The sequence below is a fragment of the Bradyrhizobium sp. USDA 4541 genome (assembly GCF_024171085.1).
Taxonomy (GTDB): domain Bacteria; phylum Pseudomonadota; class Alphaproteobacteria; order Rhizobiales; family Xanthobacteraceae; genus Bradyrhizobium; species Bradyrhizobium australafricanum.
Map to the genome: position 1 here is coordinate 7469106 of NZ_JALJZF010000001.1, position 22465 is coordinate 7491570.

18 protein-coding genes are annotated in these 22465 nt (G+C 65.1%); 6 read left to right on the forward strand and 12 right to left on the reverse strand.

All coding sequences use genetic code 11. From position 1 onward, the window contains the following. Nucleotides 1-25: 25 nt before the first annotated feature. From ccmI to J2R80_RS36065, 4 genes are all read right to left on the reverse strand, one after another. Nucleotides 26-1165: a c-type cytochrome biogenesis protein CcmI gene (gene ccmI / locus J2R80_RS36050; RefSeq protein ID WP_168858112.1), complete on the reverse strand. Its 1140-nt coding sequence runs from the start codon at nucleotides 1163-1165 to the stop codon at nucleotides 26-28. Nucleotides 1166-1526: 361 nt separating this feature from the next. Continuing rightward, on the reverse strand, nucleotides 1527-2921 hold the full coding sequence (locus tag J2R80_RS36055; protein WP_253640261.1) for a hypothetical protein: 1395 nt from the start codon (nucleotides 2919-2921) through the stop codon (nucleotides 1527-1529). A 357-nt stretch (nucleotides 2922-3278) separates the two neighbouring features. After that, nucleotides 3279-4655: a sensor histidine kinase gene (locus tag J2R80_RS36060; RefSeq protein ID WP_141340776.1), complete on the reverse strand. Its 1377-nt coding sequence runs from the start codon at nucleotides 4653-4655 to the stop codon at nucleotides 3279-3281. A 292-nt stretch (nucleotides 4656-4947) separates the two neighbouring features. After that, the gene (locus J2R80_RS36065; RefSeq protein ID WP_016841655.1) at nucleotides 4948-5610 is read right to left on the reverse strand and encodes a response regulator transcription factor; all 663 of its coding nucleotides are present in this window, start codon (nucleotides 5608-5610) and stop codon (nucleotides 4948-4950) included. 411 nt (nucleotides 5611-6021) lie between these two features. Here J2R80_RS36065 and J2R80_RS36070 point away from each other — a divergent pair, with 411 nt between their 5' ends. Beyond that, nucleotides 6022-6381: a VanZ family protein gene (locus J2R80_RS36070; protein ID WP_200844528.1), complete on the forward strand. Its 360-nt coding sequence runs from the start codon at nucleotides 6022-6024 to the stop codon at nucleotides 6379-6381. A gap of 18 nt (nucleotides 6382-6399) precedes the next feature. Here J2R80_RS36070 and J2R80_RS36075 read toward each other — a convergent pair whose 3' ends face one another. Together J2R80_RS36075 and J2R80_RS36080 are read right to left on the reverse strand one after the other, a co-directional pair. Beyond that, entirely contained in the window at nucleotides 6400-6633 is a 234-nt protein-coding gene (locus J2R80_RS36075) for a hypothetical protein (RefSeq protein WP_246786732.1), read from the reverse strand. Next, the gene (locus J2R80_RS36080) at nucleotides 6630-7787 is read right to left on the reverse strand and encodes a hypothetical protein (RefSeq protein ID WP_246786733.1); all 1158 of its coding nucleotides are present in this window, start codon (nucleotides 7785-7787) and stop codon (nucleotides 6630-6632) included. Before J2R80_RS36080 ends, J2R80_RS36075 begins: the two co-directional genes overlap by 4 nt. A 126-nt stretch (nucleotides 7788-7913) precedes the next feature. Here J2R80_RS36080 and J2R80_RS36085 point away from each other — a divergent pair, with 126 nt between their 5' ends. Both J2R80_RS36085 and J2R80_RS36090 read left to right on the forward strand, forming a co-directional pair. Further along, entirely contained in the window at nucleotides 7914-9491 is a 1578-nt protein-coding gene (locus J2R80_RS36085) for a hypothetical protein (RefSeq protein ID WP_141340778.1), read from the forward strand. A 36-nt stretch (nucleotides 9492-9527) separates the two neighbouring features. Continuing rightward, entirely contained in the window at nucleotides 9528-10514 is a 987-nt protein-coding gene (locus J2R80_RS36090) for a UbiA family prenyltransferase (RefSeq protein WP_141340779.1), read from the forward strand. A gap of 73 nt (nucleotides 10515-10587) precedes the next feature. Here J2R80_RS36090 and galE read toward each other — a convergent pair whose 3' ends face one another. The 4 genes from galE to J2R80_RS36110 all read right to left on the reverse strand — a co-directional run bounded on the left by galE (nucleotide 10588) and on the right by J2R80_RS36110 (nucleotide 14901). Then, complete coding sequence (galE, locus tag J2R80_RS36095) at nucleotides 10588-11583, reverse strand: UDP-glucose 4-epimerase GalE (protein ID WP_141340780.1); 996 nt, start codon at nucleotides 11581-11583, stop codon at nucleotides 10588-10590. A 555-nt stretch (nucleotides 11584-12138) separates the two neighbouring features. Then, nucleotides 12139-12768 (reverse strand): transglutaminase-like cysteine peptidase, encoded by a 630-nt coding sequence (locus J2R80_RS36100; RefSeq protein ID WP_057020242.1) that lies wholly within the window; start codon nucleotides 12766-12768, stop codon nucleotides 12139-12141. Nucleotides 12769-12987: 219 nt separating this feature from the next. Next, a complete protein-coding gene (locus J2R80_RS36105) occupies nucleotides 12988-13650 on the reverse strand; it encodes a ParA family protein (protein ID WP_016841664.1) in 663 nt (220 codons plus the stop codon). Between the two features lie 15 nt (nucleotides 13651-13665). Beyond that, entirely contained in the window at nucleotides 13666-14901 is a 1236-nt protein-coding gene (locus tag J2R80_RS36110) for a glycosyltransferase family 4 protein (RefSeq protein ID WP_141340781.1), read from the reverse strand. Nucleotides 14902-15094: 193 nt separating this feature from the next. On the opposite strand from J2R80_RS36110, the gene J2R80_RS36115 reads away from it, so the two are divergent. Next, entirely contained in the window at nucleotides 15095-16021 is a 927-nt protein-coding gene (locus J2R80_RS36115) for a hypothetical protein (protein WP_246786735.1), read from the forward strand. Here J2R80_RS36115 and J2R80_RS36120 read toward each other — a convergent pair. After that, the gene (locus J2R80_RS36120; RefSeq protein ID WP_253641120.1) at nucleotides 16005-16718 is read right to left on the reverse strand and encodes a hypothetical protein; all 714 of its coding nucleotides are present in this window, start codon (nucleotides 16716-16718) and stop codon (nucleotides 16005-16007) included. The genes J2R80_RS36115 and J2R80_RS36120 overlap by 17 nt on opposite strands. Between J2R80_RS36120 and J2R80_RS36125 the strand changes: the two genes are divergently transcribed. Continuing rightward, entirely contained in the window at nucleotides 16674-18605 is a 1932-nt protein-coding gene (locus J2R80_RS36125) for a glycosyltransferase (protein ID WP_253590474.1), read from the forward strand. The two genes, J2R80_RS36120 and J2R80_RS36125, sit on opposite strands and share 45 nt — an antisense overlap. Here J2R80_RS36125 and J2R80_RS36130 read toward each other — a convergent pair. Continuing rightward, nucleotides 18546-21122, reverse strand: a complete 2577-nt coding sequence (locus J2R80_RS36130; RefSeq protein ID WP_253640262.1) for a glycosyltransferase — start codon at nucleotides 21120-21122, stop codon at nucleotides 18546-18548. The genes J2R80_RS36125 and J2R80_RS36130 overlap by 60 nt on opposite strands. On the opposite strand from J2R80_RS36130, the gene J2R80_RS36135 reads away from it, so the two are divergent. Beyond that, nucleotides 21121-22428 carry a UDP-glucose/GDP-mannose dehydrogenase family protein gene (locus J2R80_RS36135; protein ID WP_057020237.1) on the forward strand — a complete coding sequence of 436 codons (1308 nt, stop codon included), beginning with the start codon at nucleotides 21121-21123 and terminating at the stop codon, nucleotides 22426-22428. The two genes, J2R80_RS36130 and J2R80_RS36135, sit on opposite strands and share 2 nt — an antisense overlap. Nucleotides 22429-22465: the final 37 nt, after the last annotated feature.

Below are 22465 nucleotides of genomic sequence, written 5' to 3' on the forward strand. Positions count from 1 at the left end.
GCCGCGCACTTTTCGGCGTCATGCTCTATCCATCCAGCCCGAGATTCTTCAGCCCCTCATTGAGCTGACGCAACCGATCCGCATCGTTGGCGACCGCCTGACGGGCATCCGCGAGCGCGCTCATCGCCTTGTCGCGCTCGCCCATCACGAGATAGGCGCGGACCAGCCGCAGCCAGCCCTCGACGTCGTCGCCATTGGTCTTCAGCCGCGTCGCCAGCCGATCGACCATGCCTTTGATCATGGTGCCGCGATCGGCCTCGCTCATGTCCCTGGCCGCAGCCACCGCACTGTCCGGCAGCGCCGGTGCGCTCACGCCACCGGGTGCGCTGACGCCGCCGGGCACGCTTCCGCCGACCCGCACGAGCGCGGCCTGCACCAGCGGCCGCCATGGCGCGTCCGATGGCCCCTTCGCCAGCATCTTCTGCCAGAGCGCCGCGGCATCGGCCTTGCGGCCGTCCTGCTCGGCGGCGAGACCGAGGAAATAGTTCGCCTTGGCATCGTCGCCATTCAGCGCGACCGCACGCTCGAACTCCGCCTTGGCGTCCGCGGTGACGACGCCGCCGGCAGTCCCCATCAGCGCCTCGCCGAGATCGGCGCGGCGATCGGCGCTGTCGCCGGCATAGGTGATGGCGTTGCGATAGGCGCGGACGGCGTCATCGTAGCGGCCGAGGCGCGACAGCACCGGCGCCAGCACCGTCCAGCCGCGGCCGTCGGTCGGGTTCTTTTCAAGGTGCGCCTCGACCTGCGCGACCAGATTGGCGAGCGGCTGGTTGGCGTCGGCCACCCGGCCGCGCTCGGCGAGCGGAAAGTCGCCAAGCCGCGGCGAGCCGAGCGCGAGATAGAAGCTCGAGGCAATCACCGGCAATCCGACCAGGCCGACGATCGCGGCAGTGCGCCGCAGATTGAGGTTGCCTTGCACCGGGGTCTCACGTCCGCCCTGATCGGCGGCGGCCAGCAGCCGGCGGCTGATCTCGACCCGTGCGGCATCGGCCTCGGCGGCACCGATGATGCCGGCGGCCATGTCGCGGTCGATTTCGGCGAGCTGGTCGCGGTAGACCACGACCTCGCTGCCGCCGGTATCCGCGCGCCCGCGGCGGCTGAGCGGCCACAGCACGGCAAAGATCGCCGCGACCGTCATCAGCGCGAACACAAACCACAGCGTCATCAAGCGGTTCCCGGATGGAACGGCGGCTTCCGGCAAGCCGCCTTAGAATCGCTTTACACTACCGGCGGCGAGCCCGGCAATTGACAATTGCTGGATCGGCGGAAGGTCGAAATCAGGCGGTTTCCGGTGCCGTTCCGGCGGTATTGCGCCGGCGTCTCCGGGCGAAGGCGCGCACGACCAAAATATCGAAAACAACCCCATGCAAAGTAGCAGGCGGTCGCCGGTGCTCGATTGACGGTTGACACGTCGGGCAACTCAGTGCCACACTTCCATTATTCCGAAATAGCGCAAATGCCTATCATCCCGCCGTGGCGGGCTCGTCGGCTTACCGTCGAACATGCTCGCGAATTGCGCGGTCTCGCTACCCCGCGCGCGACGACTTGCGCTCGCCGGTCACGGCGTTTTCGGCGGCCCGGTTCATCAGGGAGGCGTAGTCGTGGCCGAACAGCACCTCGCAGAAGCGGATCGCGGCCTTGACCTGCTGCTGGCGGAACGCCCGGACCCGGGCGTCGCCGCCGCGCAGCGACTGCACCAGCCCTTCGGTCGACTGCTCGACATAATGTTGCAGGTCGGAGAAAGTCCGCAGCGTCACCTCGTTGATGGCGAGCTCGCTGGCATAGGTGCGGCACACCGCAACGAAATCGATCAGCGCCGCGGCATCCTCGACCTCGGTCGCATCGATCTTGGCCCCTGCCGTAATGTCCTTGTCGGCGCGCTGGCGCAGGATGCGGCGGACCCGGCCCGGCACGCTGTCGATCTCCGATTGCAGCGCGTTGGAAGTATCGGCGCGGACCGAGGTGAGCTGGCGGCCCCAGGTGGAATCGTTGCGCAGATCGAGCTCGGTGCGCAGGCCGCGGACGCCGTCATGCAGGGTCTTGAGCTGCTCGCCGACATAATCGAAATGCCCGCGCCTGATGTCGGTGCGCAGGCAGGCCGCGACGAACGACAAATCATGCAGCGCGATGGTGACCGCGATGCCGTAAGGCGTCGCCGCAACCCGCAGTTCGTCGTCGGAGGCCGCCATCTTGATGGCGAGACGGATGATCTGCCATGGCGCGGCGAGCCGCTGCGCAATCAATGACAGCGCAAACGGCAGCAGTTGCGGCGTCTGCAACGACGGCAGCTTGAGCGCCTCCATCGCGGAGGCGATCTGGGAATCGGCAAATACCCGGATCTGGCTCGGCAGCCGGCTTCCCAGGGTTTCCAGCGCTTCGCGGGCCTGCAGAACGAGGCCGATCGGCAGCAGGTCCTCGACCACGTTTGGCGGGCCGACCCGCGACAGCGCGCGCTGGCGGTCGTCCTGGCTCGGCGCCGCGATCGTGAGGATGGCGTCCGCGGCGGCAAGCTGGAACTTGCGCGCGGCGGCCTCCATCGGACCGCTCTCCGTGGCCGCGGCCAACGCCGCCTCGAACGCGCGAGCCGCTTCGGGCGCGCCCTCGCGGGCCAGCCATTGCCAGATCGGCAGCAGCGAGGCGCGCCGGATCTGGCCCGCTCGCGTCGGGAAATTGGTCTCGGCGAGGAACGGCTCGAGCGGCCGGAACAGGAGCCGTGCCGGGTCGTCGCTGCGCGGCTGGATCTGCTCGTCCTCCTCAGCCCCGCGCACGATCTTGCGCAGCTGCTCGAGGACCAGATTGGCGACGGCGACGTCATCGCCGCGTTCGACGGCGCGCTCCAGCTCACGCATCAGCAGCGCCTGCGATTGCGGCGGAAGCTGCGCGAGATAATCCCTCAGCCGCTCGGTCGATTTCTGGCTCATGCCCGGTCGTGAAAGCTTGGTGCCCGGCAAGCGCCGCAGCTCGTCCGCCCGCAATGATAGCGGCGGGCGCGTTAAGAAGCCGTTTAGGAAGAATAGCGGCGCCGAGCCTCCCAAGGCCGACTAGAGCGAGATGGGTTTAGGTCGGATGGCGACCGCGGCGGCGCTGCGCTCCCTCGCCCCGTTCTTACGGGGAGAGGGTTGGGGTGAGGGGCCGCCTCCGCGTATCGGGTGATAGCTGCGTTTACGGAGACTCCCCCTCACCCGGAACGCATCTAACGATGCGTTCCGACCTCTCCCCGCGCGCGGGGCGAGGTGAAGCGGAATCTGCCGCTCGATTCAGAGTAAAGTCATCGTGCACTACACCGCCGGCAGCGTGAGCTCGGCGCGCAGGCCGCCGATCGGCGCGTTGTTCAGGGTGAGATTGCCGCCATAGAGGCCGGCGAGATCGGTCACGATCGACAGGCCGAGCCCGGAGCCGGGTTTCGACTCGTCGAGCCGCTGGCCGCGCCGCGACACCTGGGCACGCTCGGCTTCCGACAGGCCGCGCCCGTCGTCGTCGACCACAATGCGCAGCCTCGGCCCGGCGCCCGAGGCCTCGGGCGGAACCACGGTCACCTCGACAAACACCTGCGAATCCGCCCATTTGCAGGCGTTGTCGACGAGATTGCCGACCATCTCCTCGAGGTCCTGCCGCTCGCCGCGAAACCGTGCCGCCGGATCGGCCTTCGCCTCGATCGAAAGGTCGCGATCGCGATGGATCTTCTCCATGGTCCGGCGCAGCGCCTCGATCACAGGTGCGACGTCGGTGATGGTGCTGACGATGGTGGCACGGGCCGCGATCCGCGCGCGCTCCAGATGGTGCGCGACCTGATCCCGCATCAGATCGGCCTGCTCCAGCACCTTGCTGGCGAAAGGATCGGCGGTATGGGCGGCCGCCTCGTTCACGATCACCGAAAGCGGCGTCTTGATCGCATGGGCGAGATTGCCGACATGGGTGCGCGAGCGCTCAACGATCTCCCGGTTGGCATCGATCAGCGCATTGGTCTCGCGCGCCAGCGGTGCGATCTCGACCGGAAACCGGCCTTCCAGCCGCTCGGCGCGGCCGGAGCGGATGTCGGCGATCGCATCCGAGATTCGCTTGAGCGGCGCGAGACCGTAGCGCACCTGGAAGATCGTGGTCAGCAGCAGCACGATGCCGAGCGCGGCGAAGGTGCCGCCGAGATAATAGTCGAAGCTGCGCGTCTCATCGAAGATCTCGGTAGCATCGCCGGCGACGCTGACCAGGAACTTGCCGTCGGCGCCGAGATCGACCGGCCGCTCCACCACGCGCAGGCTCTGGCCTTCGGGCCCGTCGACATAGCCGAGCCGGACCCCGGCAGCGGTCAGCTCGGCGCCGTGCTCCTCGAGCTTGGGCAATTTCTTGTCCCACAGCGAGCGCGAGGCGCGGGTCTCGCCCTTTTCGGTATCGGTCCGGGTGATCTGCCAGTACCAGCCCGACAATGGCAGGTCGAACAGCGGCTCGCCCAGCGACTGGAACTGGCGGTCCGCCGGCTCGTCCGGCGTCGCCACCTCGGCGATCAGGGTGCGCAGATAGAGATTGAGCCGGCGGTCGAAGGCGCGCTCGGTCGCGTCGCGATAGACCGACGACAGGATGACGCCCGTGATCGCCAGGATCACCACCACCCAGGCGGTCGCCGAGACGAACAGGCGTGTCGCGAGCGAGCTGCCGCCCATCAGGGCACGAGCTCGAACATCGCGTCAGCGGGCCGCGACAAGGCGAGTTCAGACATGGCGAATCCAGTCCTCCTGGCGCGGATCATGCCAATGCCCGCATCGCGATCAAGCACCTTAAGAGCATGATCCGATTGAATAGGACATGCTCTTATCCCATTGTTTGGTCCGCGCTTTCTTCACGCGAACGAACCGGCATCCACTTCGCTCGAAAATGCTTCAAGAGCATGATCCCCGCGCAAACGCTTCGCGTTTGTCGCAGGGAAAACCGCTGCGCACTTTTCCGGATCATGCTCTAGGTCGGCGGCGAAAGCATGTAGCCGAGGCCGCGCACGGTCTGGATGATATCGACTTCCAGCTTCTTGCGAATGCGCCCGACGAACACCTCGATCGTGTTGGAGTCGCGGTCGAAGTCCTGGTCGTAGAGATGCTCGACCAGTTCGGTGCGCGAGACCACCCGCCCGGTGTGGTGCATCAGATAGTCGAGCAGATTGTACTCGTGCGAGGTCAGCTTGATCGGATTGCCGTTGACGGTGACCCGCTTGGTGCGGGTGTTCAGCGCCACCGGCCCGCAGTTCAGTTCGACCTGGGCATGCCCGGTCGCGCGGCGCAGCAGCGCGCGGATCCGCGCCAGCACCTCCTCGAGGTGGAAGGGCTTGGCGACATAGTCGTCGGCGCCGGCGTCGAAGCCCTGAACCTTGTCGCTCCAGCGATCTCGTGCGGTGAGGATCAGCACCGGCATCACCCGCTTGTTCCGCCGCCAGGCCTCGAGCACCGAGATACCGTCCATTTTCGGCAGGCCGATATCCAGCACCACCGCGTCGTACGGCTCGCTATCACCAAGGAAATGCCCCTCCTCGCCGTCGAACGCGCGATCGACCACATAGCCGGCGTCCGTCAGCGCGGTGGTGAGCTGGCGGTTTAGATCCGGATCATCCTCAACGACGAGCAGACGCACTTTGGCCTCCGAGAGTGAGCATTACGACATTCCGGCACCAAATGAGGCTTCCCGCCGTGAACGGCTTATGAATGGACCCGCAAGGCGCCGCTAATTTTTTCGTCAGGTGCACCATCCGGGGAACCCGCGCAAGCACCCCTGGTTCCCTCCATGAGATGCGCGCGAAGTGAGATTGGGTTTCAGTTTAGGGTATTTTAATACCAAAAACTTGAAAGCAAGTTGCTGGCAACCTGCCGGCGGACCGGAGCGCGGACAACATGTCGGGTCATTTGCAGCCGACCCGGCAAGTTAACCTTCGACGACCATTTTCATGTCGCTGACACCGGCGATGCGCTAATTCAACGGCGGCGCGCCCAGCGCATATGGACCGGGAAGAACGCGTTGCTTGTTTCAAAGATACGGAGGTTCGGCGTGATTGCAGGCTGGCTTGCGCTTGCGCTCATCGCCTTCGTGACACTGTCCCCGATCCAGGACCGTCCCTCGCTATTCCATCCGCAGATCGAGCATTTCGCGGCGTTCGCCGTGATGGCGCTGGCCTTCGTGCTGGGCTACCCGCGGCGCACCGCGCTGATCGTGCTCCTTGTCATCTTCAGCGCGTTCACGCTCGAAGCAATGCAATTCCTGACACCGGATCGTCACGGCCGCCTGATCGATGCGATCGTCAAGGTGGCGGGGGGTCTCGCCGGCATCGGCGTCGGTCGCTTCATGCTGCTCGTGCTGCGCAACCAGCTCGGCCGGCTGAGGTCGGACGTGGAGCAGTCCGCGAACTGAGCATTCGGCGCACTGCGCTCAATCGCGCTTCGGCGCTTCCGCCGACTTCGTGTCGTCTTGCGCCATGCATTGCTGAAAGAAATGCAGCCGATCGCCATTCATCGGCACGGCCCCCGGTCGCTTGTAGGGGTAGACCATGTAGGCCGCGCGCAGGCAGCGCTTTGCGGTCTCGGCGGCGGGTGCGGCGACGGCGGCACGCGATGCCAGCAGGAGCGCCAGCACGACACTGAACCGGATGGACACCCCGCTCACGGTTTCTCGCATTCCGAGTAGAACACGCCATTTGCGGCCGCCAGCCGCTGCAGGCAATGCCGCTTGTCGGTGACCGCGCCCTCGACCGTGAAATCGTAGGCCTGCGCCTTCAGGATCAACGCGTAGCGTCCCGGCGGCAGCGGCACGTCGTCGCGCGGCAGGACCTCGAACATCTGCGGATCGTCCTTGAGCGGCGCCGCGCGGAACGGGATCGAGATGTTGCGGATCACCCAGCTGTCGTCGCCCGGCGAGACCACCGGCTTGCCGGTCGCGTCGAACGTGGTCTGCTGGCTCACATGCGCGATCAGACGCACATCGATCGGGTCGAAGGCGCCGCCAGCACCCTCGCGCCGGAACACGATGAAGCGGAGATGTCCGTCAGGCAGCGTGGTCTCGCTCGGCCTGGTGATCGCCGCCGAGATCGCCACCCGCGGATCCGGCGCACGCCCCTGGATCAGTTGCAGCTCGTAAAGCTTGCGGCCGCTCTCGGCGTAGACGCCGTAGGCGGTCGGCAATGGCCGTCTCGGCACCGGCGGCTCGGCCGCAGCGGCCGGCGCCGGGACGGCCGCGACCACCGCCGGCCTTTGGGCTTCGGGCGGCGCCGATGCCAGCGTGCCGGCAATCATCGCGCGGGCCGCAGCCAATGACACGCCGCGTTGCTGCAGCAGGACAACGGCCGCGATCAGCCCGAAGAACGCCAGCATGACAACGTAACGCAGCGGCGCCGACGACGACCATCGCGGACCACGCGTCACCGCGGCAGGCTCGACGCGGTCGGGGGTCGTGACAAAGGCCGCCTCGGCATCGATCCGGGGCGGCGCCTCGATCCGTCGCGCCGCGCCCGCCGCCTCGAGGAATGCGGGCAGCGCCCGCGCCGGCGGCACCTCGAATTTCTCGATCACGTTGCTCTTCGTGTGCGCTTCGACGCCTTCGATCGCCACTTCCAGCGCCTGCATCAGACGCTGCTTTTCCGCCGGATCCTCGTGCGCGAGCTGCTGCAGCTTCTGCCGCGCGAACTCGTAGACCGCGCTGCGCAGCTGCTGCGGGTCGGTGCTCACGGAATCGATGGTTCGTGCCAGCACCAGCGCGAACTCCACCTCGGGGTGCGCAGGACCGATGTCCCTGACCGTTCTCTGGGCCGGCGTCGGCGTCATAAATGTTAGTCTGGTTTGCCCATAATGTTACAACATTCTATGTGGATTTTACTGTTAACACAAACCACCAGGCCGGCAGATGACGCCCCGGTTTGACCGTCCCGATCCGAGCAGCAGCAGGATTCATTGACCCGTTCTCTGCCCATCCTGGACCAGTGGTTGTTCGCGCCCAAGCGGGACCGCCGATCCTCGCCGGACGTCCTGCTCCTCGCGGGATGGGTCGCGCTGGTCGGCTTCCAGATCGGCCGTCACGTGATGTGGCGCGACGAGGTCCGGGCGCTCACCATTGCCCTGAACGGCGACGATCCGGTCGCCATGCTGAGAGGGTTGCATGGCGAGGGCCACCCCGCCCTCTGGTACCTTCTGCTGCGCGGCGCGCATGCCGTCTTCGATCGGGTCGAGGTGCTGCCCGCCGTCGCCTTCGTGGTCGGGCTCATCACGGTCGCACTGCTGATCTTCCGGTCACCATTCCCACGACTGTTGGTCCTGCTGCTGATCACGAGCCATGCGCTGTTGTTTGAGTATGTCGTGATGGCCAGGAACTACGGCATCTCGGCCCTGTTCCTGTTCGCGATCGCGGCCTGCTATCGGGCCCACCGCGACCGTGGTCTGCTGCTCGGCGCACTGCTGTTCCTGCTCGCCAACACCAACGTCGTCGGCGCGATCATGGCCGGCGCATTCCTGCTGTTCTGGCTGCTCGACCTGCTCGAGACCCGAGGGAGCCGTGACTGGCGCTGGTCGCCGCAACTCACCAATTTCGCGATCAATGCAACGATCGCGACGATTGGCGTCGTGATCTGCGCGGCGACGATGTTGCCGACCTATAATGACGCCGCGGCCCGGGACTGGTCGCACGAGTCACCGCTGGCGGCGGCAATCCTGTCCCTCGTGAACCCCGGCGCGACGTCGCTGGGCGCGCTGTTTGCCAATCTGCTGCCTTCGATCGCGGGATCGGTGCTGCTGTTCGGCGCGACGCTCGGGCTCTTGCCGCGGCGACCGGCCTTCCTCGCCGCCATCGCCGCCCTGTTGCTGACGTCGTTGTTCTTCGCCGTCGCCGCCAACGGTGCCTACCGACATGCCGCGGTCTGGCTGAGCTTCCTGATCGCGCTTTACTGGATCGGCTGGAGCCGGGTCACCGCGCCATCCGGCTCTCGGGCATGGCTCGACCGGCGCTTGCCGGCGATCGGACGCGGGTCGCTGCTGCTGGTGCTGGCGATCCAGACCGCCGCCGGCATCAACGATTTGCGCAACGCGGTGACCGGCGCGGTCGCGAGCCGCAGCGCCGATCTCGGCCGCCTGATCGCCTCGCGCGCTGATCTCACCGATGCAGTGATCCTCGCCGAGCCGGAATGGCTGGTCGAGGCGCTGCCCTACTACGTCAAGAACCGGATCTATCTCGCGCGCGACCATAGATTCGGCAGCGTCGTGATCTTCTCGCGCAAGGGCAAGATGGACAGCGATCTCGGCGAGACCCTGCGCCTTGGCCGCGAGCTTCGCGACACGACCCGCGCGCCCGTCATCATCCTGCTGGCCTGCCGGCTCGACGAGATCACGCCCGACCGGAACTACGACGAAGGCAAGGACTGGCGGACGTTCCGTGCCTCAGCGGCGCAGATCCGCGATTTCCGCGAAGCGACCACGATGCTCCGCCGCTTCGGCCCCGCCAAGACCGACGAGAGTTTCGACGTCTACCTCCTCAACTAGGCGATCGATCAACGACGACAGAAAAAGGACCGCGCGATGGCGCTGATGGACAGCAAGGTCGAAGCCGGCAAGCCGCCGGCCGCAAGCATCCGGCAGTATCTCGCCATCCTGCGGCTCGATCACAGCACCAAGCACATCTTCATCGTTCCCGGGATTGTCCTCGCCTGGCTGTTGCGTGGCCCGAGAGGCGAGCATATCGCAAGCGCGATCGTCCTCGGCCTCGTGGCCGCGATCTGCATCGCGTCGGCCAATTATGTGATCAATGAATGGTTCGACCGCGACTTCGACCGGCATCACCCGACCAAATCGCGGCGCTCCGCGGTGCAGAGCGCGATGGACGGCAAGATCATCGGGCTAGAGTGGCTGCTGCTGGTCGCGCTCGGCCTCGTCTGCGCATCTGCGAGCAGCCGCCTGATGCTGTTCGCAACCGGCATCTTCGCCGTGCAGGGCATCGTCTACAATGTCCCGCCGCTCCGGAGCAAGGACAAGGCCTATTTCGACGTCATCTCGGAATCCGTCAACAATCCGCTGCGGCTGTTGATCGGCTGGGCGATGATCGACCCGACCTCGCTGCCGCCGGGCTCGGTGATCCTGTGCTACTGGTTTGGCGGCGCGTTCCTGATGGCGGCCAAGCGGCTGTCCGAATATCGCGAGATTGCCGCGTCCCATGGCAAGGAGCTTCTGGCGCGCTACCGCGCTAGCTTCGCGCACTATACCGAGGTGTCGCTGACGGCCTCGTGCCTCAGCTATTCGCTGTTCTCGGTGTTCTTCCTCTCGGTGTTCCTGGTGAAGTACCGCATCGAGTATGTCCTTGCGATGCCGCTGGTGGTGATGCTGTTCACCACCTACTTCTCGATGTCGACGTCGCCGGGGTCGTCGGCGCAGAAACCCGAGAAGCTCTATGGCGAGCGTGGCCTGATGCTGCTCGTGCTGGCGCTGGTCGCCGTCTTCCTGGTGGCAAGCCTTGTCGACATGCCGTTCCTCTCGCGGCTGGCCGAACAGCACTACATCACATTGAACTGAGCCTCTCGCGGCTTGATCGTTATTTGAGCATGATCTTGTCGGAAAACCGCTTCGCACTTTTCCGGATCATGCTCTACCGCCGGCGCGGATGCGCCTTCTGATGCCAGGCCCAGGCCGAGCGAATGATGTAGCCGAGATCGGACCGGCTGGCCTTGAAGCCGAGGCCGCGCTCCGACCTGGAGGGATCGGCCACCAGGATCGGCGGATCGCCGGCCCGGCGCTCGCGCACCACGCTCGGCACCGCTTCACCGGTCTCGGCCCGGATCGCGTCGAGCACCTGGCGCACCGAATAGCCGGTGCCGGTGCCGAGATTGAACACGCCGCCGGCGTCGCCACTCAGCAGCAGCTCGAGCGCCGCGATATGGGCGCTCGCGAGGTCATCGACATGGATGTAGTCGCGCACCGCGGTGCCGTCAGGCGTGTCATAGCCTTCGCCGAAGATGGCAAAGTCCGGCACGTGCCCCAGCAGCGCCATCAGCGCGCGCGGAATCAGATGCGTCTCGGGATCGCGGAGTTCGCCGATGGTGACGGAGGCGTCGGCGCCGCAGGCATTGAAATAGCGCAGACAGACCGAGTTGAACCGATAGGCCGCGCGGTAGTCGGCCAGGATCTGCTCGATCATGAATTTGGAGCGGCCGTAGGGATTGACGGTCGGACCTGCGGCACTCTCGGGAATTGGATCGCGGCCGGCGTTGCCATAGACCGCGCCGGTGCTGGAGAACACCAGGCGGTCGCAACCCGCCTCCCGCATGCCGCGCAGCAGGCCGAGCGTGCCGGCAACGTTATTGGTGAAGTATTTCTGCGGATCCGCCACGGACTCGCCGACCGCACTGAACGCGGCGAAATGCATCACGGCGAGCGCATTGTGCTCTCGGATGGTAGCGGCGATCTTGTCGTGGTCGGCGACGTCGCCGATCACGAGCGGCCCCCATCGCACGAAATCACGGTGACCGGTGGACAAATTGTCGTAGACGACCGGCAGAAATCCGGCCTCGGCAACCGCCTTGGCGCAATGGGATCCGATGTATCCCGCGCCACCCGTGATCAGGATTGAACCCCTGCTCGCCATCTGAAAATTTCGCCCTGCGCGAACCAATCCCGCGCCTCAACCGGCGCAGTGATCGCATCGGTACGACATTCCGTCCGAGGCGGCAAAATGACGATGGGAATAGCGTTAAGACTGAACGGATTTGCAGCCGAAGCGACGGTCAGCGCGACCCCAGCGGCACGTTGGTCCGTTGACCGACCGGCGGCCCGTGCCGCGACGCTCTGCCATAGGGGTAAGCCGGTGTTGCCGGCGGGACCGGCTGGGTCGCCTGCGGCCGCGATGTCGGAACACCACCGCCCGGTCCATCGATCGAATAGCGTGTTGTGCCCTGCGTGGTCTGCCCGGTGCCCTGTGCAAGCACCGGTGTGGCTAGGGCGACGACCAGCGTCGCTGTTGTGACAAGGCCGGCCAGCTTCATGTCGATGCCTCGATGGGTTGAACCGGGGTCAACCGTCGATGCCTCCAATCGTTCCGGCAATGTCGCCGCGGCGCGCTGGCGATCGTCGCTGCTACGAAAAATGGCGCGGCGAAATGTCTCGCTGCGCCATTTTCGAACGATGGGGCTCGTTCAGAAATTCAGGCGCCGGCCTGCGCGACGCCAGCCCAGTGGTCGGGGTTCGCGGGGGTCTGCATCCTGACCCAACGATAACGCGCCTGCGACCAGCTGCGGATCTGCGCATTCAGATTGTCGAGCACGATGTCTCCACCCTTGGCGCGGACCACCAGCACGAGATGATGCTCGCCGGAGGAGGTCACAACCTCGCTCAGCAGAAGGTCGCGCATCGGCCAGCCGCGCGCCAGGAGCTCGTGGCGCTTGCTGACCGCGTAGTCGTTGCAATCGCCGCGCGCCGGATTGATCACCCATTCCTCGCCGGCAAGGCCGCGTTCGTTGCGCTGTGGCACGATGCTGCGATTGACCGATGCGTTGACCTCGATCAGGTCGGCGATGCGTTGCTTGGTCAGGCGTGTGGCGCCGCCGCGGAACACCATCCGGACGCGGGCTTTCGGCTTGCACTCGTCGGCATAGCGCATGCAGAACATGGTGTAGGCCATCGGGGCCAGCGTCGGCTCGCTGAAGCGGATCTTCTCGATCACGCCGCGCAGCGGCAGCGGGAAGCCGACCATTCCAGCCTGGGTGTTCTGTGCGCTTGTCCCGAGCGCAAGGACGGCCAGAACCAGGGCCATCACTCTCTTGACGTTGTACATTCATCACTCCCCACAGTGACGGGAAGCATGTACGGGAAATGTCTTGAGCTTGGGCTCAAGCGCGCGGCGGCATTTGTTTCAAATGCGAGGGTGTGCGCGAGCAATCCGTTAACCAAGCCTGCGGGGCGCCGCCGTCAGGTCAAGGGCCGGTTGCGGCCCGAACTCTTTCGTTCCCATGCCGGCATGGTTGGCCTGTCGTGAAGCCGCCGGCGCGCTCTGTTAAATCGCCACCCGCTGCCTGGGCGCGATCCCGCACCAGCTCATCACGAGATCGGCGAGCATCTTGATCTCGAGATCCGCGGGCGTCCCGCCGGCGAAATCGGCGACCGATTGCCCCAAGGCGACGGCGCGCACATAGGCCGAGCGGCTGCCGATCATCGGCCCGATCTCCTCGTCGAGCGTATCAAGCTCCTCGATCAGCTGCTGGCCTTCGAGCGTGCGCTGGTCGACGCGGTTCGGCACGATCATGGCACGGAGCGCGGTTCGCCGCGTGGCACGCACTTCCCGCACGATGTCGAGCGTCCGCGCGGTGGCCTCGATGTCAAGGCCGGACGGCGTGCACGGCATCAGCACGATATTGGCGACCGCGAGCACCGCGCCCAGCACCCGATCGTTCGGCGCGGAGTCCACCACGATGATCTGATGCGGGATCTGGCGCATCAGCCTGGCCCATTCGGCAACCGGCCGGGTTTCCGGATCAAGCTGGTAGACGGGGAACGACAGATTGCCGGGCTCGGCCCAGTGACACGCGGACGCCTGCGAGTCGGCGTCGACCAGTCCGACCACGCCCGTGCGCCGATCCAGTTCTGCGGCGAGCAAGACCGCAAGGGTCGTCTTTCCGACTCCGCCCTTGCGCTGGGCAACCGAGATGACAAGCGGCATCGCAAACTCCTGGCGTTATCCCCCGTACGTGCGCGGGAGGACACCTTCATCAACGAGCGTCAGCATCCGGGGCAGACAGACCCGCTTTGCGTCGTAATTGTCCCGCACGAAGCTGCGCGCCTTCATCCGCATCTTCTTGAAGGCCTTGGGCCGTGACAGCACCGACAGTACCTGATCCGACAGCGCATCAATATCAAAAAACGGCACCAGCAGGCCGTTGCCGTCCGAGATGATATCGCGAAGCGGGGCGGTGTCGGATGCCACCACCGCACATCCCGCGCTCATCGCCTCCAGCAGCGACCAGGACAGCACGAAGGGATAGGTCAGATAGACGTGCACCGAGGAAATCTGCAGCAGCTCGAGATACGGTTCCCGAGGAATCCGGCCGAGGAAATGCACCCGGCGCAGGTCGATGTCCGACTTGATTTCGTCGAGGAACATCGACTTCCAGCTCGAGCCCTTGGGTGGATTCGCCCCGTAGGATGTCCCGCTGCCGCCGACGATCACGACCTGCGCATTCGGCCGCGCGGCGAGTATCCTCGGCAGGGACCGCATGAAGATATGGAATCCGCGCACCGGCTCGAGGTTGCGCGAGACGTAGGTGATCACTTCGTCGTCCGCCGACAGCGTCGCGCCGTTCGGAAGCTGAAACCGCGCGACGGGATTGGGCTTCACCTCGTCGGTGTCGACGCCCTCGTGGATCACCTCGATCTTGCTCTGAAACTCGGCGGGAAAGGTCGACCTCTGCCAGGGCGTCGGCGAGACGCCCGTATCGCATTCCGTGAGCGCCAGCAGCGTGGTCGCATTCTTCAGATGGAGTGCGACGTTGCCATCAAGGCCCGTCATGGGAAACTCGGGATCGAAGCCGACGTCCCTGCCCTCGGCACCGTAGTAGAATTCGCAATAGAGGATGATCCGCGCGCGCGGAAACATCGTGCGCAGCGGCAGCGTCTCGCCCCAACCGGGATGCGCGAAGATCAGGTCGGGCACGAAGCCCTGCCCCGACAGCGACGACAGCGCATACAGAACCTCTTCGGCACGCCGCGATTCGACATCGAAGCGCCGGGCAAACGGATGGACGACCGCGGAATCCGTCTTGGTCGTCGAATATTTGAGCAGCCGGATATCCGGCGTCGTGCTGGCGGTCAATGAACCGACGGCAACGACCCTGTTGCCGGGCTGCTGTGCGAGCGCGCGCGCAATGTGGCGGTACTGGGCCGGAAAGTTATTGTGGACGAACAGGACGTTCATTGGCGGGCGAGCGCGCCCCCCGGCCGCGCGGTCTTCGATTGGGGTCAGGGTCTGCATCATCACCGGCGGTATGTCATCGATTGGCGAGTAAAACTATCTTACCGGATTAACATTAAGCCCCCTTCTATCACACAGATTTTTGGGGCACACTGCGGGAGACTTATCAATCATTCCGTTAGGCTCGCAGGGGACAATGAACGAACAGATTCAGCAGAAAACCATTGATCTGGCACGGGGTCTCTTCCTGGTTCGATACAATGGCGCAGATGATAAGGTGTCACCTCCGGTGGTGCGCGTATACGCGGATCGCGCCAGTCTTAACAATTGTAATATCATTACCGGACCGGACGTGGTCAATGGAACCCTGTTCGCGCCCGAGACCGCGCTGGTCGTGTCGGTCGCCCGACCGAGCCGCCTGATCGTCGAGGTCACGGCAGGGCGCGTCGGCGGGTCGACCGCCGCCAATATCAAGATCGAGCCGCTGACCCAGGGACAGGCGGCTGAGCAGCAGCCGGCCAGCCAGCCATTCGACATGTTCGAGCCGGAGGCCGGCCCCGGCGAGTTGAGCGATCTCAAGCTGCTCGCGCATGTCGCGGGCCTGGGCGACGTGACCGTCGGCTCGAATGTCTGGATTGCCGGACCGTCCGCGCCAGCCCGGATCGAGGGAATTTCCCTCGAATGGCCCAACAAGCCGCGGGATCTCCAGCTGCAATATGCCGTCAAGTTCGCTAGGCCGCAGCGCGGCGACAACCAGTTCGTTCCTCTCGGAACTTTTGCCGGAACCCGGGGACGCGCATTGGCCATCACGGGGTTCTCGCTGGAGGCCTCGGGTCCCGGCGCGGATCGCTTCTCCATCGCGGCTGAAACCATCTTCCTGGGGGCTCCGACCCTGCGGGTCACCGGGAACCGGATTGTGGTGTCGGGTCCCTCAGGACGGGAACCGCTGGTGGGCCTCAAGCTCAACCTCGAGGAGCGCCGGGTGCAGGCAGCCCCGCTCGCGCCCCAGCAGCCACGGCGCGTCGAACCCGCCGCTCCGATGCCGCACCAGGACGGACCCCGCCTCGAGGGACGGGTGCGCGTGTTCCGGAGCCGGCAGGGCGCCGTCAAGACGGCAGGCTGACCATGCGGGCAGATAAGGGCGCCACTTGACCGCCGACGCGCGCAGGATCGCCTTTACGTCCAAAACGCTCCACCACCACGTCGATCTCGAGCGGGCCGCTGTCGGGGCGCTCGAGGCGCGTGATTTCCGCCTGGCGTTCGCGCTCGCCGACCGCCGCTGCCGGATCCTGCCGCATCCGGGCGCTCGCGCCCATCTGCTGCGCGCGGAAGCGCTGTTTCATCTCGATCTCAGGGATGCGGCCATCGCCAGCGTGGCGAGGGCGCTCGAGCTCGAGCCGGACGATCTGGTCGCTGCCCGGCGAATGATGGCTTGGGGCGACGACCTTCAGCAGATCGAGGCGGCGCGAAGCGTCACGCGGCGTGATGACGATCCGGATTCGGTCAGGAGCGCCCTCCTTCTGCTCGAACAGAGCGGCCAGGACAGCTGCGCCCGCATCGACTTTCTCGATGAAGAGGTGAAGGGATGGGTGACGTGGCGCGGGCCGGACGACCCGCACCTTTCGCTGGCGCAGGCGGATCAATCCAGCACGATCCAGCTTCCCGCCGATCCACGCCACAGATTCGCGCGTGACGGGCGACAGGCTGCGAGCTTCCGTCTGATCCGGCCCGCATCCGCGACCTCGCAGCGCCTGCAGATCACGCAGGCGGACCGGGTGATCGCAAGTGTTCAACTCCCGGCCAACCGCGTTCCGGATCATCGGACCGCACCACGCCGGCCGGCTCGCCTTCGAAACGGCGAACCCCCTCCGCTCACCATCATCATCCCGGTATACCGGGATCTGGCCGCAACGCGAGCCTGCATCGACAGCGCGTTGAATGCGCTCGCCTGCACGCCGGGCTCGACCATCGTCGTCGTGGATGATGCGTCGCCCGAGCCCGACATCAAGCACCTGCTCAATGAGCTCGCCGCCGAATTCCGCATCAGGCTCCTGACCAACGAGCACAATCTTGGCTTTGTCGGCGCGGTCAACCGGGCGCTCGGCGAGACCGGCGCCGGCGACGTCGTGCTGCTGAACTCGGACACGATCGTGCCGAAATACGCGCTGCAACGCCTGCGCAGCGCCGTGCAAGCGACGCCGCGGGTAGGCACGGCGACCCCGCTGTCGAACAACGGCGAATACACCAGCTTTCCAGTCCCGAACCGGTCAAATCCCCTGCCCGCGGCCGGCGAAATCGAATTGCTGGATGAACTTGCAGGCAGGGCAAATTCCGGGATTGCCATCGACATCCCCAACGGCATCGGGTTCTGCCTCTACATTACCCGCGAATGCCTCGACGCCGTGCGCGAGCTCTCCGACGACTTCTATCGCGGCTATCTCGAAGACGTCGACTTCTGCCTGCGCGCGGCGGAGGCGGGCTTCCGCAACGTCTGCATTCCTTCGGTTTTCGTCGGACACGAGGGTTCGCGCTCGTTTCTGGGCGAGAAGCGTTCGCTCGTGATGCGAAATCTTCGCGTTCTCGAACACCGTTACCGGCGCTATGCGACGGACTGCGCCGCATTCCTGCTTGCCGATCCGCTCCGCGATTGCCGGGCCGCGCTTGAGCTCAAGCTGCTCACGAACCAGCAGGTCGCCATCGGCCCATCCGTCATCCTGTGCGGCTCGTTCGCCGGCCGCGCAATTGCCATCAGGCGCTGCCGGCAGTTGGCGGCAGAGGATCAGCACGGTGTGGTCGTGCAGATCCGCTCCGAGGGACAACGCCAGCTGGCTGCGATGTTCGATCCGGATGGCGGAGCGCCGCAGTCGATCGTACTCGACGTTGCGACGCCTGAGGGCCGCGAAGCTCTTCTGAAGTCTCTCGCCGATCTCGGAATCCGATCGCTCGAAATCGCAGAGCCGAACCGCATTCCCGGCGCATGTCTGGCGCAGCTCACGCAACACTTTGCCTACGACCTCCTGATCACCGACACCGCGCTTGCAACGCGCGCGGCGGTTGGATCAGGCGTTCATCCGGACTGGGCAAGCCTGGTCGCCGGGGCGCGGCGCGTGACTGCGATCGATGACCACGGCGCGGCCTTTTCGGAAGGGGTTCTCGGCCTGCAAGCCGTGAGGCTGAGCGACCCGCCCGCGCCGCCGGCGCTGTATCCCGCCGCGAGCGGCCCCGCGCGTCTCGGCCTGCTGGTCCTGCACGCCAACGCCGCGGAATTTCGCTTCATACGAGCGTTGAGCGATCAACTGGCCGACGCCGACCAAGACGTCGAGATCATCGTGCTGGGAAGTACCCTCGACGATCTCAAGCTGATGCAGCGCACCAATGTCATCGTCACCGGCGATATTGTCGTCGACGACGTCGCCACGCTCATCGAAGGTCACGGCATCACGAAATTGGTTCTCGACATCGGCAAACCGGCGTTTGGCCATCCGTTGGTGGACGCGCTGCTGGCAACCGGCCTGCCGATCGCCGTGACGGAATGGAGCCCAACTCGTCCGGGACGTGGCCGAAGCACGGACCTGCAGCTGCAGCCAGGCTTTGATGCCGATGCAACGATTGCTGCCGTACGCGACTGGGCGGTCGATGACGTCCTGCTACAACCCGATCGGAGGAGCGGTCGACACCGGCGGCAGGTTGGCACGCGGCTTCCATGATCGCGGCGGCCATGCAAGCGAGGAGAACGGCGTCGAATCCAGCCCCAGCAGTGGGCTGTAATAGGGATCGTCGAGCAGCACCTCGCCCCATTTCGCGCGCAGGATCGACAGCTCGCGCCTGAAGCGTGCCCTGCGATCCGGCGCGGAATCGCGACCGCGGCTTGCCGATTCCAGATGAACGAGTTTCGCGTCCGGCGTGAACACGATCCGCTTTCCGAGCTGGCGCAGCTTCAGGCACAAATCGATATCGTTGAAGCTGATCGGAAAGCGGATCTCGTCCATGCCGCCGACGGCCACGAAATCGCGCTTGCGCATCAGGAGGCACGCCCCCGTCACCGCCGAACATTCGTGCGCCACCTGAAGCAAATCGCCATAGCCGGGATCACCATCCATCCGGTCGTTGAAGGCGTGCGCGGCCGAGAAATTGGCTCCCAGCACCACTCCGCCGTGCTGCACGACGCTGCTCGGCCAGAGCAGCTTTGCACCGACGGCTCCGACGTCGGGAGCCGCGAGCCGCCACAGCATCTCCGCCAACCAACTGTCGTCGAGCGCCTCGACGTCATTGTTGAGAAAGCAGATGTTCTCCGTGTCGACGCAAGCGACGGCGGCGTTGTTGATGAATGCGAAGTTGAAGGGCCCCTCGACCGAGATGACGTCGATTTCCTGCGCCGACAGGCTGTCCAGATAGTCCAGCGTTTCCGGCTCGGTCGAGCTGTTGTCGACGACAAGGATCCGGGCGTTCGTCTCATTTGCCGCCGGCATGACCGTCTCGATGCATCGCTTGAGCAGCTCGGCGCGATTTCTGGTCGGGATGATGATGGTGGTGCGCTCGCTCCAATCGACGGCGCGCTTGACCTGAACAGCCGGAAGAAGACCCGCTTTCCGAGGCTCGACATTGGCCTCGATGCCGGCTCTGGCAAAATACGCCTTGCTCGCGGCGACCAGTTCGGAGGTTGCGGCCGATGCATCAATCCGCGGCAATGCCGCAATCGATCCCGGAAGATGATAGGTTCGATCCGGCTCCGCGCAGCAAAGGAAGATGTCGTAGAGCGACGTCGCCGATCGCAGCGCTTCCACGGCACGCTCCCGGCGCACTGCAAAACAATACGCCCCATAGCCCTGCTCGAGCGCGCGCTCGAGATCGAATGCGGAGAACGCCAGCGGCCAGACTGCGCCGGCGCCTGCAGCGACCTCGACGTCGCCATAGACGAGATCGCAGCCGGGCTCGGACGCGAAGAGATCGGCGAAGCGCTGCAAGGCGTCTTCCGCGAGGATCGTTCCGCTCAGACAAAACACAAAGAACGCACTGCCGGCGGCATCGCCCTCGACAAACTCGCGCGCTGCCTTCGGGTCGAATTGACTGAACGCTCGCGCCGGCAGGGACACCGCCGACCAGGCGGAGTGCCGTTGGGCTTCGAGGCTTTCGATGCTCTCGTCCACCCTGACATCGCCGATCAGGACGACTGCCGCCTCGGATGCAACATCAGACTGTTCAGATTGTGTCGTCGGCGAGAAGCGCTCTTTCCAGCCGCGATAGGCGTGAAACGGCATCGAGGCCGGCAGCACCCGGTCGAACAGCTCTCCACGAAGCCGCTCGCTATCCCAGCGCCCGAGATCCGCGAGCGTTTGCTCCAATCCGCGATCGAAAGCGACAAAGGAAATCGGCTCCGAGATCAGACTCCGTCCCGAAATCGTCCGCGCGGATAGTCCGCGCATGCGACCGTCCGCAAAATGCTCGGGCAGATGAAAATCGATCCGGCGGCCGACGCCGAACTCGCCGCCCCGCGCAACGTTAGTCCACCCGGTCGGCTTCACGGTCATCACCGGGCGTTGCGCGATCAGGATTTCGATGTCCTCGTCGATGTCCTGAGCAAGCCAGCCTTCGAAGCGCAGACCTCCGACCCACTCGATATCGCCGATCCGGTGCCACCGCGCTTCCGGCGCAGCGACATCGCAACGAATCGGAGCACCGACGGGACTGCCGATATTTGCCAGCCTTGCCTCAATGATCCCGGCGTTCGCGCTGACCTGATCCTGCACGTTGAACGTAAAGCCAAATCGAGCGTCGCCGATCCCGGCGTCGGCAAGCTCTGTTACGAACTCGTCACACAATGATGACATGTATGGCTCGCCGTCGACGAGCAGGTCGACAGTGTAACGCCGGCCGAGATCGGCGCGATCATAGACAAACCCGGAAAACGTCGTGTGATCGGATCTGGAGAACCGCGTTTGCAACGACGCGTATTCAGCTCCTGAGGGCTTCTGCTTGCTAATCGTCTTCATGCTCATGTCCACCCTCAAACGGCAGCTCGAATGTCGGTCGATTTCAAGTTGAGAATGTGTCCATGGTGCGCCCGAGGTGACTAGCGGGCGCTCAGCTGCACTGGGGCGATCACCGTTTGCACAAAAAGCCGCCGACCTCCAACACAAACTATGCGTTATAAAACTTGGCGTTGTCGGCGCCAATTGTGCTAGTGCTAACTCCTCCTCTCCACACTGATCGACGAGCGGATTCATGAAGATTGCAATGGTTGGAACGGGATATGTAGGTCTCGTGTCCGGAGCGTGTTTTGCCGATTTCGGCCATCAGGTCGTTTGCGTCGACAAGGACGCCGGCAAGATCGAAGCCCTGAAGCGCGGCAAGATCCCGATCTACGAAACTGACCTCGATAAGCTCGTCGACACCAACGCCGCGGCTGGACGGCTGACCTTCACGACGGAGCTCGCGGGCGCCGTCGCGGACGCCGATGCCGTGTTCATCGCTGTCGGAACGCCCTCGCGGCGCGGCGACGGCCATGCGGACCTGAGCTACGTCTATGCTGCTGCCAAGGAGATCGGCGCGGCGCTCAAGAAGTTCACCGTGGTGGTGACCAAGTCGACCGTGCCCGTGGGCACCGGCGACGAGGTTGAACGCCTGATCCGCGAAACCAATCCCGACGCCGATTTCGCCGTTGCGTCGAACCCCGAATTCCTCCGCGAAGGCGCCGCAATCCAGGATTTCCGCCATCCCGACCGCATCGTCGTCGGCACCGAGGACGACCGGGCCAAGAGGGTGATGGGCGAAGTCTATCGTCCGCTCTATCTGAACCAGGCGCCGATCCTCTATACCGCGCGACGCACGGCGGAATTGATCAAATACGCCGCGAATGCCTTCCTTGCCACCAAGATCACCTTCATCAACGAGATCGCCGATCTCTCCGAGAGGGTCGGGGCGAACGTGCAGGAGGTCGCGCGCGGCATCGGGCTCGACAACCGGATTGGAACCAAGTTCCTGCATGCCGGCGCCGGCTATGGCGGTTCCTGCTTCCCGAAGGACACCCGTGCGCTGTTCAAGACCGCGCTCGACCACGACGTCCAGCTGAAAATCGTCGAGGCCACGCTGACCGCGAACGACAACCGCAAGCGCGCGATGGCGCGCAAGGTCGCCAACGTGCTCGGCGGCGAGCTGCGCGGCAAGACCATCGGCGTGCTCGGCCTGACCTTCAAGCCCGACACGGACGACATGCGCGAGGCGCCCTCGATCCCGCTGATCAACGGCCTGATCGACTTCGGCGCCAAGGTTCGTGCCTACGATCCCATTGGCATGGAGCAGGCGCGCAAGGAATTGCCTGAGATCGAGTACTGCAAGGATGCCTATGAATGCGCGCGCCAGGCCGATGCGCTGGTGATCGTGACCGAGTGGCGCCAGTTCCGCGCGCTCGATCTCAAGCGCATCAAGCAGGAGATGAAGCATCCGGTCGTCGTCGACCTGCGCAACATCTACCGTCCGGACGAGATGGCCGCGCACGGCTTCACCTACGACAGCATCGGTCGGCCGCGCTGAGCGCTCGCGCCTGGCAACGATAGCCGCCGGCCCGTTC